General features: G+C 63.7%; 17 protein-coding genes. 8 read left to right on the top strand and 9 right to left on the bottom strand.

Translation table 11 applies throughout. The features are described from left to right. Window positions 1–7: 7 nt before the first annotated feature. The 6 genes from LRC39_RS18905 to LRC39_RS18880 all read right to left on the bottom strand — a co-directional run bounded on the left by LRC39_RS18905 (window position 8) and on the right by LRC39_RS18880 (window position 5,168). Window positions 8–1,279, bottom strand: a complete 1,272-nt coding sequence (locus tag LRC39_RS18905) for an AAA family ATPase (protein WP_346295274.1) — start codon at window positions 1,277–1,279, stop codon at window positions 8–10. Beyond that, window positions 1,276–2,004 (bottom strand): CpaD family pilus assembly protein, encoded by a 729-nt coding sequence (locus LRC39_RS18900; RefSeq protein WP_264074229.1) that lies wholly within the window; start codon window positions 2,002–2,004, stop codon window positions 1,276–1,278. Before LRC39_RS18900 ends, LRC39_RS18905 begins: the two co-directional genes overlap by 4 nt. A 19-nt stretch (window positions 2,005–2,023) precedes the next feature. Next, on the bottom strand, window positions 2,024–3,466 hold the full coding sequence (locus LRC39_RS18895; protein ID WP_346295273.1) for a type II and III secretion system protein family protein: 1,443 nt from the start codon (window positions 3,464–3,466) through the stop codon (window positions 2,024–2,026). A 14-nt stretch (window positions 3,467–3,480) separates the two neighbouring features. Further along, window positions 3,481–4,029, bottom strand: coding sequence for a Flp pilus assembly protein CpaB (gene cpaB, locus LRC39_RS18890; protein ID WP_346295272.1), 549 nt, complete (start codon window positions 4,027–4,029; stop codon window positions 3,481–3,483). A 124-nt stretch (window positions 4,030–4,153) separates the two neighbouring features. Next, a complete protein-coding gene (locus LRC39_RS18885) occupies window positions 4,154–4,678 on the bottom strand; it encodes an A24 family peptidase (protein WP_164572673.1) in 525 nt (174 codons plus the stop codon). 325 nt (window positions 4,679–5,003) lie between these two features. Continuing rightward, complete coding sequence (locus LRC39_RS18880) at window positions 5,004–5,168, bottom strand: Flp family type IVb pilin (protein WP_011159214.1); 165 nt, start codon at window positions 5,166–5,168, stop codon at window positions 5,004–5,006. 726 nt (window positions 5,169–5,894) lie between these two features. Here LRC39_RS18880 and LRC39_RS18875 point away from each other — a divergent pair. Continuing rightward, on the top strand, window positions 5,895–6,428 hold the full coding sequence (locus tag LRC39_RS18875) for a TadE/TadG family type IV pilus assembly protein (protein ID WP_346295271.1): 534 nt from the start codon (window positions 5,895–5,897) through the stop codon (window positions 6,426–6,428). Between the two features lie 10 nt (window positions 6,429–6,438). Beyond that, the gene (locus LRC39_RS18870) at window positions 6,439–7,065 is read left to right on the top strand and encodes a TadE/TadG family type IV pilus assembly protein (protein WP_346295270.1); all 627 of its coding nucleotides are present in this window, start codon (window positions 6,439–6,441) and stop codon (window positions 7,063–7,065) included. A gap of 110 nt (window positions 7,066–7,175) precedes the next feature. Here the strand turns inward: LRC39_RS18870 and LRC39_RS18865 are convergent, their stop codons facing one another. The 3 genes from LRC39_RS18865 to LRC39_RS18855 form a co-directional block, all read right to left on the bottom strand. Further along, window positions 7,176–7,388, bottom strand: a complete 213-nt coding sequence (locus tag LRC39_RS18865) for a cold-shock protein (protein WP_011440687.1) — start codon at window positions 7,386–7,388, stop codon at window positions 7,176–7,178. Between the two features lie 280 nt (window positions 7,389–7,668). Continuing rightward, a complete protein-coding gene (gene infA / locus LRC39_RS18860) occupies window positions 7,669–7,947 on the bottom strand; it encodes a translation initiation factor IF-1 (protein WP_011159210.1) in 279 nt (92 codons plus the stop codon). A 24-nt stretch (window positions 7,948–7,971) separates the two neighbouring features. Next, on the bottom strand, window positions 7,972–9,393 hold the full coding sequence (locus tag LRC39_RS18855; RefSeq protein WP_346297527.1) for a DEAD/DEAH box helicase: 1,422 nt from the start codon (window positions 9,391–9,393) through the stop codon (window positions 7,972–7,974). A 490-nt stretch (window positions 9,394–9,883) separates the two neighbouring features. On the opposite strand from LRC39_RS18855, the gene urtA reads away from it, so the two are divergent. From urtA to LRC39_RS18825, 6 genes are all read left to right on the top strand, one after another. Continuing rightward, entirely contained in the window at window positions 9,884–11,206 is a 1,323-nt protein-coding gene (gene urtA, locus LRC39_RS18850; protein ID WP_107345426.1) for an urea ABC transporter substrate-binding protein, read from the top strand. Window positions 11,207–11,315: 109 nt separating this feature from the next. Then, window positions 11,316–12,929, top strand: coding sequence for an urea ABC transporter permease subunit UrtB (urtB, locus tag LRC39_RS18845; protein WP_264074223.1), 1,614 nt, complete (start codon window positions 11,316–11,318; stop codon window positions 12,927–12,929). A 346-nt stretch (window positions 12,930–13,275) separates the two neighbouring features. After that, window positions 13,276–14,442, top strand: coding sequence for an urea ABC transporter permease subunit UrtC (urtC, locus tag LRC39_RS18840; protein ID WP_263989222.1), 1,167 nt, complete (start codon window positions 13,276–13,278; stop codon window positions 14,440–14,442). 4 nt (window positions 14,443–14,446) lie between these two features. Beyond that, window positions 14,447–15,211, top strand: coding sequence for an urea ABC transporter ATP-binding protein UrtD (gene urtD / locus LRC39_RS18835; RefSeq protein ID WP_346295269.1), 765 nt, complete (start codon window positions 14,447–14,449; stop codon window positions 15,209–15,211). 219 nt (window positions 15,212–15,430) lie between these two features. Beyond that, the gene (gene urtE, locus LRC39_RS18830; RefSeq protein WP_107345421.1) at window positions 15,431–16,126 is read left to right on the top strand and encodes an urea ABC transporter ATP-binding subunit UrtE; all 696 of its coding nucleotides are present in this window, start codon (window positions 15,431–15,433) and stop codon (window positions 16,124–16,126) included. A 270-nt stretch (window positions 16,127–16,396) separates the two neighbouring features. Further along, window positions 16,397–17,236, top strand: a complete 840-nt coding sequence (locus LRC39_RS18825) for an urease accessory protein UreD (protein ID WP_346295268.1) — start codon at window positions 16,397–16,399, stop codon at window positions 17,234–17,236. Window positions 17,237–17,272: the final 36 nt, after the last annotated feature.

Here is a 17,272-nt window from a genome sequence, read left to right as displayed (position 1 = left end):
ACCAGGCTTACTTGGCCCGCAACTTCTCCAGAATCGGCCCGAGGAACGACCCCTTCGGCTTCTTGGCCTCTCCGCGCCCCGTCAGCCGCTGGGCGATCTGCAGAAACATTTCCGTCGTCTTATGGTTCGACGCGATCTCCGCGATCATCTGGCCGTTGTTGGCGGCCGCACCGAAGATCTGTGGCTCGAATGGGATCGAGACGATCGGGGGGCTCTCGATCGCCTTGGCGAACTCGCTCGTAGAGATCTCGGGCCGCTTCGGCACCCCGACCTGATTGAGACAGTAGAGCGGCGGACGATCGTTCGGCCGTCCTGCCTTCAAGAGGTCGATCAGGTTCTTGGTGTTGCGCAGATTGGCGAGATCGGGCGTCGCGACGATCAGGATGTCATCGGCGGTGATGAGGGAACGCTTGGCCCATCCGGTCCATTGATGCGGCACGTCGAGCACGATGCACGGCATCGTGGTACGGAGCGTGTCGAAGACCGAGTCGAAAGCATCGGCGCCAAAATCGTAGACGCGGTCCAGCGTCGCCGGCGCAGCCAGCAGGCTGAGATGGTCGGTGCATTTCGACAGCAGCCGATCGACGAAGGCGGTATCGACGCGGTCGGGTGCAAACACCGCTTCGGCGATGCCTTGCGGCGGGTCCTGATTGTAGTCGAGGCCGGCGGTGCCGAACGCGAGATCGAGATCGGCGACGACCGAGTCCAGCGCCAGGTCACGGGCGATCGCCCAGGCGACGTTGTGGGCGACGGTGGATGCGCCAACGCCCCCTTTTGCTCCGACCACTGCGATGATGCGGCCGACGGCTTTGGCTTCAGGGGCCGAGAACAGATTGCAAATTGAGCGCACGACGTCGATCGGTTGCACCGGCGCGATCGCGTAGTCGCTGACGCCGCGCCGGACGAGTTCGCGATACAGCGTCACGTCGTTGACTTTGCCGATCACGATCACCCGCGTGCCCGGATCGCACACCGTCGCCAACTGGTCGAGACCGGCCAGCACGTCGCTGCGCGCGTCGGTTTCGAGCACGATGACGTTCGGCGTCGGAGCGGAGCGATAGGCTTCGATCGCCGCGACCACGCCGCCCATCTGGATCTTCAGATGCGCCTTGGCGAGACGACGATCTTCGCCTGCGGCCTGCACTGCGGCGGCGGTCTCGACGGTCTCGCAGAACGCTTGAACCGAGACGCGCGGCGCCGGCGCGATGTGATCCTCCGGCCCTGCATCCGGGGCCGCCGTGGCCGGTTCGTCCTGATTTTGCCGCGAGTAACTGATCATTGTCCGACGCCGCTCAACTTGCTCTTGTCGCTGGTGTCTGGTTTGGTCGTGCGATAGGTGTCGTAGGTTACCGCGCGACGTGCGGTGTAGGGCGCCGTTTCAGGGCGCGGCTGGACCAGATCGGCGGGATTTTCGACCATCGCGGCAAGATTGCGCTGGTTGGCGCAGCCGAGATTCCAGTACGGACGATTGTCGTAGTAGCCCTTGTTCTTGATGCTCGGACCGAGATCCTCCGGCCACAACCCGCAGGGCCCCGCCACGGCGGTCACCCTCGGATAGATCAGGCGGATGGTCGCGAACGTGCGCGGGTCGGCCGGACGATAGTGTTTCACCGTCACGCCGCGCGGCGGCACGCCGTTGGCCGCGAGCACCGACTGAATCTCCCGGATGGTGTCGGAGGCGGCACGGGCGTTGGGCGTGTCGGAGGGCACTTCGGCAATGATCGCGCCGGTGCCTTCACGCAGCCAGGTCTGGCCGAGCTCGGCGACTTCCGCGCGCTGCACGGGGGTGAGACCGCCCCGGCCATTGCCGACGAAGACTTCAACCGTGCGATCGGCCTCGCGGATCGCGATCGGATGGCGCTGCCGATAGTCGGTCGGGATGCTCTGGGTGACTTCGACTTCCCGGCTGGTGTGGGTGCAGGCCCCCAGCGACAGCGAGAAACCGATCAAAGCGGCCCCGAGACCGAGGCCGCGCGCCACTTTGGCGGAGGTAGGAGATGTCATCGTGCTGTCCTCGCTCCGCCTAGTCGGTGATGAAGCCGAACCGGCCGCGATAGGTGCGGGCGGGCTCGGTCCGGCCGGGAACGCCGTAGAGCTTGTTGATGCTGCCGAGCAGGTCGGACTGCGGATCCGAGGCGTCGGCGAAGCCGTCGTCGGGCCGCGACAGATCTTTCTGGGCCACCGCGCGCACCACGTAGGGCGTCACCAGCACCATCAGCTCGGTCTGGCGGTTGATGTAGTCGCGGCTGCGGAACAGCGTGCCGAGGATCGGCAGTTGCGCCGCACCGGGCATGCCATTGATCGCCTGCTTGGTTTGCTCCTGGATCAAGCCGGCCATCGCGAGCGAGCCGCCCGAGGGAATTTCCACCGTGCTCTCGACGCGGCGGGTCTTGATCGACGGCACCGACATGTTGCTGATGATGACAGAGTTGTCGCTCGACACCTCGGAGACTTCGGTCATCACCTTCAGGCTGATCCGGCCTGCGGTCATCACGACCGGCGTGAAGTTGAGCAGGATACCGAACTTCTTGAATGTCACCGACGGGGTGCAGACGCCGTTGGTGCAGGTCACGCCGCTCGGCACCGGGAATTCACCGCCGGCCAGGAAGGTGGCCGGCTCGCCGGAGATCGCCGTCAGATTCGGCTCGGCGAGGGTACGTACGACGCCGGCGCTTTCCATCGCTCGCAGCGTTGCAGTGACCGACGGCAGCGATCCGAATTTGGTGGTCAGTGCATTGGTCGAAACCAGCGGACCACCCGACTGGGTGAATGGATTGGAGTTGTTGAAGTTCACCACGGCGGTGCCGTACGCCATATTGGCGCTGAGGTCGACGCCGAGCTGCTTGACGATGTCCCGCTGCACTTCGGCAACGGTGATCTTCAGCATCACCTGATCGCGGCCGCGGACCGCAATGTTGTTGACGACCTTCTTGTCTTCACCCACCAACCGCACGGCGAGGTCGTAAGCCTGCTGCGCGTCGATCGGGGAGGTCACCCAGCCGTTCAGCATCACGCCGTCGCCAAGGCCTTCGACCTGGATTTCGGCGTTGGGCAAGGTCTGCTTGAGCGCAGTCCGAAGACCGTTGAGGTCGCGCGTGACTGCGATGTCGTAGGCGGCGATCTGCCGGCCGGCGGAATCGAAGAACACGATGTTGGTCTGGCCGACGGCGGCGCCGATGATGTAGGCGCGCTGTGCCGAACGAACCACCGCATTAGCGATCTTCGGATCCGCAACCAGCACGTCTTTGATGTCGCGCGACAGGTCGATCACCATCGACTTGCCGATTCCGAGCGAAACCGATTGGGCGTTCAGGCCGGACGACGCCGGTGGGACGGGTGCCGCACGGTAGTCGCTGGCGTGAACCGCGGTCCAGCTCGGGATCAGCGTCAGCGCCACGGCTGCGGATAGGGCGATCGCCGTGCCGCGCCAGAAGTGGGTCAATCGGGGGCCGGTATTGCGAGTCATCTCCCGTCCTCCGATCATCTCTGCAACGATGCCTGAGTGGTAATTTCGTAGCGCGTCACCTTGACGGAGGCACGCTTGGCTTCGGTGATGTCGTTCGAGGCAGTCTGCCGCGCATCGGCAAGGTGCGGTGCCAGCGTGCCGCCCGGTCGTGCGCCAGCCGCGCCGGGCTCCAGAGTGGCGCGCACGCCAGCGGGGAGGATCGCGGGCACGAAGCCGGAACCATCGGCCTTGACCAGCTTCTGTTTGCGGATCGGCTCACCGGCGATGAAGGGCGCGTGGGCGATCGAGCCGCCAACATCGGTGGTGGCGCTGGGTTGAGTGTCGCGGCGGATGAAGTTCGAGCTCGCGCTTGCGGCGTGCCAAGTCTGCCATTCCAGATCGCCGGGCGTCACGACTTGACCGAGCGGAATGTCGTTCTTGGCGACCAGGACTTCGATCGTCTGAAGCTGGGCAACCGGCGCAGCAGCGGCAGCCGGCTGCGGACCGGCGCTGCTGGCCAGATAAGCGGCGACGCCGCCGGCACCGACAGCGACGGTCAGCACGACAATGCGCGCGGGATTCATACGCTTCACTTTCCACATGACTCGGGCGGCGCACCCGCCGCAGTGAGGCGAGTTGACCAGCTATTCGTCAAAGCATGGTTAATGAGGCGTATCTAAATCGCGTTAACGGGAGGTTCCCGGACAATCAGCCCAGAGAGAGACGGGCGATATCGACCGCCTTGATCCATTCGGTGTGCGGGTAGATCACCAGCGCGCCCATCGCCAACGCAATGCCGTAAGGAATGCCGGTTTGCTGGTCGTGCAGCCGCAGGACCCAGCCCTGGCAGGCCAGGCGATAGGGCAGAGGCCACTGCCGGAAGCCGAGCAGCAACAGCGTCAGCGCGCCGCCGAACAGCGAAGCGTACAGCAGGTAGTCCAACAGGTGGTCGAAGCCGAACCATAGCGCCGCGGCGGCCACCACCTTGGCGTCGCCGCCGCCGATCCAGCCCATCGCAAAGCAGCCAAAGGCGACCGCAAGCACCAGCGCGCCGGCCCCGAAGTGCAGCAGGATGTCGTATGCGCCGAGTCCGGTGAGCGGCGCCAAGAGCAGGAAGCCGGCGACGAGCAACAGCGAAATCCGGTTGGAGATCGTCATCGTCAGCAAGTCGCTGGTCGCGGCGAAGGCCATCAACGCAGGAAACAGCGAAATGCGAAGCAGGTCGGCGATCATCTTGGCCTCGTCGGAACTCTGCGGACAATCGAACCACGGGTTCGAAAGCCAAACTAGACGGCAGAAGTGAATGATCGGGAAATGCGGTCCGTCCTCACCAGAACGTCGCAGCGATCTGGACAAGAACCGCTGCGACTGCGAGCGCGAGGGCTGCGCAGACCATCTGCCGCGCGGCCGTGTCGCGTGAGGCCGCAACTGCACCATCAGGCGCCGGAATCGGTTGGATATGATCGGAACGGTGCATTGCGGTTCTGATCGTGAGACGGAGCGTGAACAAAAAAGGCCCCGGAATGCCGGGGCCTTGATTGTTCGGCCGACCCGCCGATTACTTCAGCGCGTTCTGGACGCTGGTGAAGGTCGAGTTCAGCTTGCCGGCGAGGCCCTGCACCGCGGCAATGATGGCGAGCGAGATGCCGGCGGCGATCAGGCCGTATTCAATCGCGGTGGCGCCGGATTCGTCCTTGATGAAACGCGCAACGATGTTCTTCATCGGGTAGCTCCATGTACACGTGGCTGTCGAACTCTGTTTGGTCTTGCCGGCGTTCTCAGCACCGTGACCATGGAGCTAACCCTAGGGGGGGAAATTGCAGCGCAGTTAATTCGATTGCGTAAACATGGGGGCATCAGGTGTTTCGTTGGCACTTCCGGGGGAGGGTAAATGTGCTGTTAATTTGAAGTAATTGAGCGGCGAAGTCCTTGTGCTCGGCACGCCGATACCGTGGTCGCGTACCAATGCGACGCAAGCTGCTTCAAAATCGGACAAACTGCGTCAAATTGTTCTGTTTCAATTTCAGCTTGATTCATAAATCGGCGGGCGCCTTTTCATTGTCGTGCGCCGATGCCGCCAAGAGGCGCATTCGTTGGTTCGTAAACCTTCCACGGTTGAGAGCGCCGTCGAGCCCACAGCATTCGGCGAGCACACTCTGTTCCTCGGGGTGTTGCATGTGCTTTCTGCGCCGCGAGTATCGATGCTGAGGGGATCAGGCGAAGCTGGTCAGGCTGTCTCTGCATCGTTCTAGATCCGCAAATTGCGGATGTGTCTCGCCAGCTTCCTTAGTGTGGCGGTTGGCCGACACTTTTGGGGCCAGAACGTTGTGGTTGACGCGCGGTTAACAGCGCGTCGCATTTCGTTTCAATACAGAGAAACACTTCCACAATGTGTTGCGATTAGGTTGCCTCGAACAGAGGCCGACTGACGGAAGAGGGTTGCGGATCGATGCCGTCCATTGTTTCACCGGCGCGAGCAATGGCTCGTAAGTTTCGTCGTAACCGGAACGGCTCTGCGGCAGTCGAGTTTGCGATCGTCGCCCCGATTTTCTTCGCGTTGTTGTTCGCGATCATCGAAGTGGCGATGATCTTCTTCGCCAGCCAGGTGCTGGAGACCGCGGTTCAGGACTCGTCGCGGCTCATCTTTACGCGGCAGGCTCAGAATTCCTCGATGACGCAGGATCAGTTCAAGACCGAGATCTGCAAGCGTCTCATCTCGCTGTTCGATTGCAACGGCGTCCGCGTCGACGTGCAGAATTATGGCAGCGATTTCGGCACTGTGAGCATCACAACACCGATCGATACCAACAAGAATTTCGTCGACAACATGCAGTACAACATCGGTAAGGCCGGCGACATCATCGTGGTTCGCGCTTTCTATCAATGGCCATTGTTTGTCACGGGTCTCGGCTTTGACACCTCAAATCTTGCCGGCGGTAAACGACTTCTGTCGGCAACCGCCGCGTTCCGCAACGAGCCTTGAGCGAGCAGCGATGCGGTCCAGTTTCCAACGTCTTGTTTTTGTTCGATCGCTCGTGTTGCTGCGACGGCTGCAACGCGATCGCCGCGGCGTGGCCGCGATCGAATTCGCCATCATCGTGCCGGTGATGCTGGTGATGTTTCTCGCAACCGTGGAAGTCACGTCCGGTATCGCCGTCGATCGCAAGGTGACCTTGGTGGCGCGGACGTTGTCGGATCTGGTGTCGCAGTCGACCAGCGTCACTGACAACGACCTGAAGAACGTGTTTGCCGCGAGCTACGGCGTATTGACTCCGTATTCGGCGACGCCGGTCAAAGCGACCATCACCGAGGTCTTCGTCAACAAGAACCAGGTTGCCACGGTACAGTGGAGCAAGACGGGGACCGTCACGCAAAGTGGTAGCTCGGCTACCGCGACGGTGACGAATTCGACCCGGCAGGCGGGCGACACCATCACGATTCCGGACGGCCTCAAAGTCGCCAATACCTATCTGATTTTTAGCGAAGTTAGCTATCAGTATCAGCCGACGGTCGCGTACTTCATTCCCCAGGCTGGTATTAGCCTAGCTGACCAGTCCTATACGCGGCCGCGACAATCGCTTTGCGTGTTGTACGGCACCACGGTGTGTCCGACGAACTAAGCCTTTCCTCTTTAGCGCTCATACGCCGACATCTGCTAAAGAAGCATCCCCAAAAATGAAGGAGGCCGCGCTGTTAACGCGGCCCCATTCGGTTCAGAACCTAAATCTGCTCAGCTTGCAGCGCGCAGATTGTCGGCCGACGACTTGCCAGAGCGGCGATCGGCGACGATTTCGTAGCTGATCTTCTGGCCCTCGCGCAGGGTGCCGAGACCGGCACGCTCGACGGCGCTGATGTGCACGAACACGTCGTTGCCGCCATCATCCGGCTGGATGAAGCCGTAGCCCTTGGTCGCGTTGAACCACTTCACGGTTCCCATGCTCACGGGTGGTAGTCCCTTCTCAATATAGACACGGTCGATGCCCACTTTGTCTCGGTGGGCTGGTGAGATCGAATTTTTGGAAGGGTCGTCAGCGTTCTGAACCGGCTGTACCGGTGGATAGCTAATGTCGTCCGGCCGAAAATCGATTAACAGATATTATGCGAAGCCTGTCCCCAAAACAATCCTGGCATGCGCGATTTTTTGAGCCGCGGAGGTTCCGGAAGTAGGAGGCTGTCGGGCGCTTTGCCGGTCGGCAAAGCGCCTTGTTGTTAGGCAGTTTGCCTCAGCGACGGCGGAACTGACCGCGCGGCGGACCGCTGCGCGGCGGGCCACCCGGACGCTCGTCCTTATGACGGAAGATCAGCCGACCTTTTTCCAGATCGTACGGGGACATCTCGACCGTGACCCGGTCGCCGGCCAGCGTCTTAATGCGATTCTTCTTCATCTTGCCGGCGGTATAGGCGACGATTTCGTGTCCGGTATCGAGCTGCACGCGGTAGCGCGCGTCGGGGAGAATTTCGGTCACCAGTCCTTCGAACTGGATCAGCTCTTCTTTGGCCATCGGTATCTCCAGATCGGCTGTTCGTTAGCGGTGCGGGCGGTGCTGATGAGCGGTCGGTGCGGGGCGGTTTTTGCGCTGCAAAAACGCGACGCCCTGCAGACCCTCACCGTTGCCACCGTGCTGGGAGCGCGGCGCTGCCTCGTGGCGGCTGGCGTCCGACTGGCGGGCGGGGCCGGCTGCGGGACCGTGGCGCCGACGATTCTTTCCCCGCGTCGGTGAATCACCGTTGCGCGGAGAATGGCCGTGGGGCGCTTGACGGGGACCGCGATGCGGCGGCGGGGTGGGAGCGGCGTGGGCGCCCGGGGTGCGACGATCTTCCTTCGGCAACGACACCTTGATCAGTTTTTCGATGTCGCGCAGATACGCCATCTCTTCGCCGGCGCAAAGCGAGATTGCAGTGCCGTCCGCTCCGGCGCGCGCGGTGCGGCCGATGCGGTGGACGTAGGTCTCCGGAATATTCGGCAGGTCGAAGTTGACCACGTGCGACACGCCGTCGACGTCGATACCGCGCGCGGCGATATCGGTCGCTACCAGGGTGCGCAATTCGCCGGTACGGAATGCCGCCAGCACGCGCTCGCGGTAGTTCTGCGACTTGTTACCGTGGATCGCGTCGGCGGTAATACCTGCCCGCGCGAGGCCCTTCACCACCTTGTCGGCACCATGCTTGGTGCGGGTGAAGACCAGCGCCTGATTGACCTTGTCGTCCTTGAGGATCTGGGCGAGCGCGGCCGGCTTGGCGGAATGGTCGAGCTGGATCACCCGCTGGTTGATCCGCTCCACCGTCGAGGACACCGGCGTCACCGCCACGCGGGCGGGGTCACGCAGCATCTGCTCGGCGAGGTCGGCGATGTCCTTCGGCATGGTGGCCGAGAAGAACAGCGTCTGCCGCTTGATCGGCAGCTTTGCGACGATCTTCCGGATGTCGTTGATGAAGCCCATGTCGAGCATGCGGTCGGCTTCGTCCAGCACTAGGAATTCGACATGCGCGAGCTTGAGCGCGTTGCCCTGGACGAGGTCGAGCAGGCGGCCCGGAGTGGCGACGAGGACGTCGACGCCGCCCATCAGGCTGCGAACCTGGCGGCCCATCGGCACGCCGCCGATCGCCAGCGCGGCGCTGAGATGGATGTGGCGGCCATAGGCATTGAAGCTGTCGAGGATCTGGCCGGAGAGCTCGCGGGTCGGGCTCAGTACCAGCACGCGGCAGGTCTTGGAGGCCGGCTTGATCCGGTTCTGCAGCAGGCGGTGCAGGATCGGCAGCGCGAACGAGGCCGTCTTGCCGGTGCCGGTCTGGGCGATGCCGACGACGTCGCGGCCGGCGAGGGCGAGGGGGATAGTCTGCGCCTGGATCGGCGTGGGGGTGTGGTAGTTTTCTTCCTGAAGAGCGCGAGCGATCGGATCGGCGAGGCCGAATTCCTGAAAGGAGGTCAAAAGGTTGGTTCTTTCCATCATGAAAGCAAACGCCCGACGGAGCCCGTCGGGTGCGCTTGGAAACTCTGAGACGCTCGCGTGTCCGGAACGTCGGCTATTATCGGATGAAAGGCGAACCAGAAACCGCTGTTCAGGACAGAACGCGGGATCAGAACACGCGGCTCGCAACGACCTGATGATTCTCTAGGTCTCTCACAGTCATATGGAACATCGCTGCACTGCTTTCAAGGTCCAATTGCTGTTCCTTCGCGATTGGCAGGAAAGTGCAATAATTAATCAGCTTGCGAACATTTGATTATTTGTTGTGCTGAATGGCCAATGTGCGGTCATTGCTTCTGCCCATGCATTGGGCTGACGTGTTCGCGGCGAACTTTGCTCAAATCCGAATTGTCCCGCGCGATCATCGCCTTAGGCGCATCCGAGGGCATGGCATACTTCTTGCGATCTTGCTTGCCGCAGACGGCCGTTGGGGCCGCGCATCATGTCTGCGTCAGGGAGATGACACCACATGCGTATTGAAACCAAGCGACTCGGAGCGACCCCGATCAGCCGCCGGAGCTGGCTGGCCGCGGCGGCCGGCCTGGCTCTGGGCCTGTCGGCGTTCGGGCCGGCCAAGGCGGCGGACGACACCATCAAGGTGGGCGTGCTGCATTCGCTGTCCGGCACCATGGCGATCAGCGAGACCACGCTGAAGGACACGGTGCTGTTTCTGATCGACGAGCAGAACAAGAAGGGCGGCGTGCTCGGCAAGAAGCTCGAGGCGGTGGTGGTCGATCCGGCGTCGAACTGGCCGCTGTTCGCCGAGAAGGCCCGCGAACTGATCACCAAGGACAAGGTCTCGGTGGTGTTCGGCTGCTGGACCTCGGTGTCGCGCAAGTCGGTGCTGCCGGTGTTCAAGGAGCTGAACTCGATCCTGTTCTACCCGGTGCAATACGAAGGCGAGGAGAGCGAGCGCAACGTGTTCTACACCGGCGCCGCGCCGAACCAGCAGGCGATCCCGGCGGTCGACTATCTCGCCAAGGAAGAAAAGGTCGAGCGCTGGGTGCTGGCCGGCACCGACTACGTCTATCCGCGCACCACCAACAAGATCCTCGAAGCCTATCTGAAGTCGAAGGGCGTCAAGTCCGAAGACATCATGATCAACTACACCCCGTTCGGTCACTCGGACTGGCAGACCATCGTCGCCGACATCAAGAAGTTCGGCTCGGCCGGCAAGAAGACCGCCGTGGTGTCCACCATCAACGGCGACGCCAACGTGCCGTTCTACAAGGAGCTCGGCAACCAGGGCATCAAGGCCACCGACATTCCGGTGGTGGCGTTCTCGGTCGGCGAAGAAGAGCTCGCCGGTATCGACACCAAGCCGCTGGTCGGTCATCTCGCCGCCTGGAACTACTTCCAGTCGATCAAGACCCCGGAGAACGAGCAGTTCATCAAGGACTGGCAGGCCTACACCAAGAATCCGAAGCGCGTGACCAACGACCCGATGGAAGCCCACGTGATCGGCTTCAACATGTGGGTGAAGGCGGTCGAGAAGGCCGGCTCGGTCGATCCGGACAAGGTGATCGACGCGCTGCCGGGCACCAAGGCGCCGAACCTGACCGGCGGCATCTCTGAAATGCTGCCGAACCACCACATCACCAAGCCGGTGTTCATCGGCGAGATCAAGGCCGACGGCCAGTTCGACGTGGTGTGGAAGACCCCGGGCCTGGTGCCGGGCGACGCCTGGTCGAAGGAGCTGGAAGGCTCGAAGGACCTGATCGGTGACTGGGTGACGCTGAAGTGCGGCAACTACAACACCGTGACCAAGAAGTGCGGCGGCCAGGGCACCTGACGGTTCGCCTGATTATCCGCTGACGTCCGACAAGCGAAAGGGCGGCGACGCCGGTGCGCGCCGCCCTTTCCATCCTCCGACGCACCTTAATCCTTGCCGGGATACTTCAGTGCCTCTCATCCATCTGACGCGCATTCTGTTTGCCGCGGTCGCGATCGCGTTCGCCACATTGGGGAGCTTGCCGGCAGTGGCCGGTCCCTATGAGGACGCCATCGCGCAATTCGCCCAAGATTCTTTCTCCGACAGCGAGGACGCGATCGGCAAGCTGGTCGCCAGCGGCAATCCGCGCGCTGCGGTGATCATCACCGCGCTGCAGGACGGCAAGCTCTACGCCGACCCGGACAGCAAGGCGGCCTTCATCAAGACCGACGACGGCAAGATCGCCAATGCGGCGACCGGCGAGGCGGTTGGTGCGCTGCCGGCCAAGGCCAGCGCGGTGCGGCTCAACAACAAGCTGCGCCGCGTCGTCGCCGGCGCGATGGCCGGTCTGACTCTGCTGTCGCCGGATCTCGACAAGCGGATCCAGGCGGCGCAGTCGGTGTTCAAATCGCACGACGAGACCATGCTGCCGACCGTCGAGGCGGCGCTCAAGGCGGAAAAGAACGCCGCCGCCAAGCGTGCCTTCACCGAGGCGCGGGCGTCGATTCTGCTGTTCAAGCAGGGCGCCTCCGATGCCGACAAGCTGGATGCGATCGCCACCATCAAGGCGCGTGGCGATCAGGAAGCGATGGCGCTGCTCACCGGCGCGCCGTCCAGCCAGAGCGCCGCCGTCGCCAGCGGCATCGCCGGCGCCAAGGCGTCGATCGAGCGCAATCTGGCGATCTGGTCGATGGTGCAGAACGCCTGGTACGGGCTGTCGCTCGGCTCGGTGCTGCTGCTCGCCGCGATCGGCCTTGCCATCACCTTCGGCGTGATGGGCGTGATCAACATGGCGCATGGCGAGATGGTGATGCTCGGCGCCTACACCACCTTCGTGGTGCAGGAAGCGATCCGCACTCGCTACCCGGCGCTGTTCGACTACTCGCTACTGATCGCGGTGCCGCTCGCCTTTCTGGTCGCCGGCGCGATCGGCGTGCTGATCGAGCGCACCGTGATCCGCTTTCTTTACGGGCGTCCTTTGGAAACGCTGCTTGCCACCTGGGGCCTGTCGCTGATCCTACAGCAGGCGGTGCGCACGCTGTTCGGTCCGACCAATCGCGAGGTCGGCAATCCGAGCTGGATGAGCGGTGCATTCGAACTCGGCGAGATGACCATCACCTACAATCGGCTGTGGATCCTGTGCTTCACGCTGGCGGTGTTCGCCCTGCTGCTGGCGATGCTGCGCTACACTTCGCTCGGCCTGGAGATGCGGGCGGTAACGCAGAACCGCCGGATGGCGGCGTCGATGGGCATTGCCACGTCGCGGGTCGACGCGCTGACCTTCGGGCTCGGCTCCGGCATCGCCGGCATTGCCGGCGTGGCGCTGTCGCAGATCGACAACGTCTCCCCGAACCTCGGCCAGAGCTACATCATCGACAGCTTCATGGTGGTGGTGTTTGGCGGCGTCGGAAACCTGTGGGGCACGCTGGTCGGCGCGTTCTCGCTCGGCATCGCCAATAAGTTCCTGGAGCCGGTCGCCGGCGCCGTGCTCGGCAAGATCGCCATCCTGGTGCTGATCATCCTGTTCATCCAAAAGCGCCCCCGCGGCCTGTTCGCGCTCAAGGGCCGGGCGGTGGAGGCATGAGGATGATCGGAGTGCACCACCTTTGCCCCGCGTCGCAGCCGAACTCCCTCTCCCGCCTGCGGGAGAGGGCTGGGGTGAGGGGCCATAACGGGAGCCTCACCTCGAGGCACCCCCACCCCCGACCCCTCCCCGCAAGGGGGAGGGGAGCCAGGATCGCGCGCTTATCGTCTGTGGCGAGGCCCAGTTTCGCGGCAATATCCACCACATCAGCCACGTCATTGCGAGCGAAGCGAAGCAATCCAGAGCTTCGTGCACTGGACTCTGGATTGCTTCGTCGCGGAGCCTGTCCTCGGACGGCGCGAAGCGCCGATCCGGGGGCTCCTCGCAATGACGGAGGGGTGGCGTCATGACCCCGCACATCCTCACCCGCTCGCTCGATCGCGGAGCGACGATCTTTCTGGTGCTGCTCGCTGCGATCGGAATCCTGCTGCCGCTGCTCAATCTGCTGACGCCGGAGTCGTCGGCGCTGCACGTGCCGACCTATCTGATCTCGCTGTTCGGCAAATACGTCTGCTACGCGCTGCTCGCGCTGTCGATCGACCTGATCTGGGGCTATTGCGGCATCCTCTCGCTCGGCCACGGCGCGTTCTTCGCGCTCGGCGGTTACGCGATGGGCATGTATCTGATGCGCCAGATCGGCACCCGCGGCGTCTATGCCAATCCGACCTTGCCGGACTTCATGGTGTTCCTGAACTGGAAGGAGCTGCCCTGGTACTGGTACGGCTTCGATATGTTCTGGTTCGCGGCGGTGATGGTGCTGCTGGTGCCGGGCCTGCTCGCCTTCTGCTTCGGCTGGCTGGCGTTCCGGTCCCGCGTCACCGGCGTGTATCTGTCGATCATCACCCAGGCGATGACCTATGCGCTGCTGCTGGCGTTCTTCCGCAACGATTTCGGTTTCGGCGGCAACAACGGCCTGACCGACTTCAAGGACATTCTCGGCTTCAACGTCCAGGCCGACGGCACCCGCGCGGCGCTGTTCATGCTGAGCTGTCTGGCGCTGGCGATCGGCTTCTTCATCTGCCGGGCGGTCGTCACCTCCAAGCTCGGCAAGGTGCTGATTGCGATCCGCGATGCCGAAAGCCGCACCCGGTTCCTCGGCTACCGCGTCGAGTCCTACAAGCTGTTCGTGTTCACGCTGTCGGCCTGCATGGCCGGCGTCGCGGGCGCGCTGTACGTCCCGCAGGTCGGCATCATCAACCCGAGCGAATTCGCCCCCGGCAATTCGATCGAGGCGGTGATCTGGGTCGCGGTCGGCGGTCGCGGCACGCTGGTGGGTGCCGCGCTGGGTGCGATCGTCGTCAACTACGCCAAGACGGTGTTCACCTCCGGGCCGCTGGCGCCGTATTGGCTGTTCATGCTCGGCGCCCTGTTCGTGGCGGTGACGCTGTTGCTGCCGAAGGGCATCGTCGGCACCGTCAATGCGTGGCTGGCCTCGCGCAAGCTGCCGCCGACCGACACCGCGGACAGCGCCGCGCGGGAAGACGGCGTGATCCAACCGAAGCCGGCGGAGTGACGTCATGAGCATGCTCGAAACCCGCTCGACCTCGGCGATGCTGTATCTCGACGGCGTTCACGTCTCGTTCGATGGCTTCCACGCCATCAACAACCTGTCGCTGACGCTGGAGCCCGGCGAGATGCGGGCGATCATCGGCCCGAACGGCGCCGGCAAGACCACGATGATGGATATCATCACCGGCAAGACCAAACCGGACAAAGGCGAGGTGGTGTTCGACGGCACCGTCGACCTCACCAAACTCGACGAGACCGAGATCGCCAAGCTCGGCATCGGCCGGAAATTCCAGAAGCCGACGGTGTTCGAAAGCCAGACCATCGAAGACAATCTGCTGCTGGCGCTCAACGTCGATCACAGCGTGCGCGGTACGCTGTTCTGGCGGCGGAGCAGGGACGAGAGCGAGCGGATCGAGCGCGTGCTCGACATCATCCGCCTGCGCGACGCCCGCGACCGCCTCGCCGGCTCGCTGTCGCACGGCCAGAAGCAGTGGCTGGAGATCGGCATGCTGCTGGCGCAGGACCCCAAGGTGTTGCTGGTCGACGAACCGGTCGCCGGCATGACCGACGTCGAAACCCAGCAGACCGCGGAGCTGCTGCGCGAGATCAACAGCCACGACAAGACCGTAATGGTGGTCGAGCACGACATGACCTTCGTGCGCGAACTCGGCGTCAAGGTCACCTGCCTGCACGAAGGCACCGTGCTGGCCGAAGGCTCGATCGACGACGTCTCGGCCAACGACCGGGTCGCGGAAGTGTATCTGGGGCGGTGATGATGATTCTTGCTGGGTTGTTTCTCGCGCCGTCTCCCCACGCTGCACCGTCATCGCCCGCGCAGGCGGGCGACCCAGTATCCCAGGACGCCGCGTGTTTACCGCAACGCTGCGGCGTACTGGATCCCCCGCATGTGCGGGGGATGACGTCCGTGGGCGGGATGACGGCCGGGCAAAGTACGCCGGCTCTTGCTGAAGCTACATATTGAGGACGAGCCCATGCTCACCGTCGACAACATCAATCTCTACTACGGCGCGGCGCAGGCGTTGCGCGGGGTGTCGATCGCGGCGGAGCCGGGGAAGGTGACCTGCGTGCTCGGCCGCAACGGCGTCGGCAAGACCAGCCTGCTGCGTGCACTGGTGGGACAGCAGCCGATCTCGTCCGGCGCGATCACCTTCGACGGCACCGACATCTCGCATCTGAAGCCGTATGAGCGGGCGCGGCGTGGCATCTCGCTGGTGCCGCAGGGCCGCGAGATCTTTCCGCTGCTTACGGTCGAAGAGAATCTCAAGACCGGCTACGCGCCGCTGAAGCGCGCCGACAAGTCGATCCCCGACGACGTGTTCTCGCTGTTTCCGGTGCTCAATTCGATGCTGAAGCGGCGCGGCGGCGACCTGTCCGGCGGCCAGCAGCAGCAACTCGCGATCGGCCGGGCGCTGGTGATGCGGCCCAAGGTTCTGCTGCTCGACGAGCCGACCGAAGGCATTCAACCGTCGATCATCAAGGATATCGGCCGGGCGATTTCGTATTTGCGCAATCTCGGCAACATCGCCATTGTGCTGGTCGAACAATATCTCGATTTCGCCTGCGAGCTCGGCGATAGCTTCGCGGTGATGGATCGCGGCGCAGTGAAATACACCTGCGACCGCGCCAGCCTCGACCCCGCAGAGATCAGCCGGCAGATGGCGCTGTAGGACGGCTTTGAACAGACTTCGTCGGCAACGATCGGAGCGCATCTTCACTTCTCTCCGCGTGCGGGGAGAGGTCGGATCGTCGCGCAGCGGCGATCCGGGTGAGGGGGCATCTCCGCGTAGCCGAGAGTCCGTGACTCGCGTCGCCCCTCACCCCACCCCTCTCCCCGCAACAGCGGGGCGAGGGAGCTCGCCGTGCTCGGGGCGAGGGAGCGCGTCCAGGGCGGGGCGAGGGAGCGCGCTGCCGTTGCGGCGCCGCCGCGGATACTCGGCATGATCGCGACCGATACCAGCCTCATCACCTCGCAGACCTTCGCCGCCAATCGCGCGGTCGGCGAAGTGGCCGTCGAGGTGCGGGCGGATGGCGGCGTCACGCGGCGCGGACCGGTGCACGAAGCCGGATCGCTCCGGGTGCGCTTTCCATCGCCGGAGCAGCAGGGGCTGTCGGCTGTGCTGGTGAACACCGCGGGCGGCGTCGCCGGTGGGGATCGCTTCAGCATCAGCCTCGACGTTCAGGCCGATGCGCGGCTGACGCTGACCACGGCGGCGGCCGAGAAGGTGTATCGCTCGCACGGTCCCGCCGCGCAGCTCGATATCACCCTCAAGGTCGCGAGCGGCGGCCATCTGGCGTGGCTGCCGCAGGAGACCATCCTGTTCGACCAGGCGCGCGCCGAGCGCCGGATCGATATCGAGCTTGCCGACGATGCTTCGCTGCTGCTGTCCGAGATGGTGATCTTCGGCCGCTCGGCGATGGGCGAGACCATGCAGCACGGCCGATTCGTCGACCGCTGGCGGATGCGGCGCGGCGGCAAACTAGTGTTCGCCGAAACCGTGCGGCTCGATGGCGAGATCGGTGCCCTCTTGGCACGCGCTGCAGTGGCCAAAGCCGGCGTCGCGATCGGCACCGCATTGATTGTGCCGGGCGATGCGGCGCTGGTCGAACGGCTGCGCGAGGCGGCCGATACGTTCGGCGCCGAGGTTGGGATTTCGGCGTGGAATGGGTTTGCAATGGCCCGGTTCTGCGCCCAAAATGCCGCGAAGCTGCGCGCCGACATGATGACCGTTCTCGGCCGCGCCGCCGGCCGCGCGCTGCCGCGGCTGTGGCTGAGTTGATCCCGCGTCACGTCCGAATTTCAGGCTCATTCGATC

The organism is Rhodopseudomonas sp. P1, from assembly GCF_039642825.1.
Taxonomy (GTDB): Bacteria; Pseudomonadota; Alphaproteobacteria; order Rhizobiales; family Xanthobacteraceae; genus Rhodopseudomonas; species Rhodopseudomonas palustris_H.
This window is presented reverse-complemented; position numbering and strand designations above follow the sequence as displayed.

Bases quoted from the DNA above. Each gene is read 5' to 3' on its own strand.
- LRC39_RS18905 (WP_346295274.1), bottom strand. From the start codon at position 1,279: ATGATCAGTTACTCGCGGCAAAATCAGGACGAACCGGCCACGGCGGCC.
- LRC39_RS18900 (WP_264074229.1), bottom strand. From the start codon at position 2,004: ATGACATCTCCTACCTCCGCCAAAGTGGCGCGCGGCCTCGGTCTCGGG.
- LRC39_RS18895 (WP_346295273.1), bottom strand. From the start codon at position 3,466: ATGACTCGCAATACCGGCCCCCGATTGACCCACTTCTGGCGCGGCACG.
- cpaB (WP_346295272.1), bottom strand. From the start codon at position 4,029: ATGAATCCCGCGCGCATTGTCGTGCTGACCGTCGCTGTCGGTGCCGGC.
- LRC39_RS18885 (WP_164572673.1), bottom strand. From the start codon at position 4,678: ATGATCGCCGACCTGCTTCGCATTTCGCTGTTTCCTGCGTTGATGGCC.
- LRC39_RS18880 (WP_011159214.1), bottom strand. From the start codon at position 5,168: ATGAAGAACATCGTTGCGCGTTTCATCAAGGACGAATCCGGCGCCACC.
- LRC39_RS18875 (WP_346295271.1), top strand. From the start codon at position 5,895: ATGCCGTCCATTGTTTCACCGGCGCGAGCAATGGCTCGTAAGTTTCGT.
- LRC39_RS18870 (WP_346295270.1), top strand. From the start codon at position 6,439: ATGCGGTCCAGTTTCCAACGTCTTGTTTTTGTTCGATCGCTCGTGTTG.
- infA (WP_011159210.1), bottom strand. From the start codon at position 7,947: ATGGCCAAAGAAGAGCTGATCCAGTTCGAAGGACTGGTGACCGAAATT.
- LRC39_RS18855 (WP_346297527.1), bottom strand. From the start codon at position 9,393: ATGGAAAGAACCAACCTTTTGACCTCCTTTCAGGAATTCGGCCTCGCC.
- urtA (WP_107345426.1), top strand. From the start codon at position 9,884: ATGCGTATTGAAACCAAGCGACTCGGAGCGACCCCGATCAGCCGCCGG.
- urtC (WP_263989222.1), top strand. From the start codon at position 13,276: ATGACCCCGCACATCCTCACCCGCTCGCTCGATCGCGGAGCGACGATC.
- urtD (WP_346295269.1), top strand. From the start codon at position 14,447: ATGAGCATGCTCGAAACCCGCTCGACCTCGGCGATGCTGTATCTCGAC.
- urtE (WP_107345421.1), top strand. From the start codon at position 15,431: ATGCTCACCGTCGACAACATCAATCTCTACTACGGCGCGGCGCAGGCG.
- LRC39_RS18825 (WP_346295268.1), top strand. From the start codon at position 16,397: ATGATCGCGACCGATACCAGCCTCATCACCTCGCAGACCTTCGCCGCC.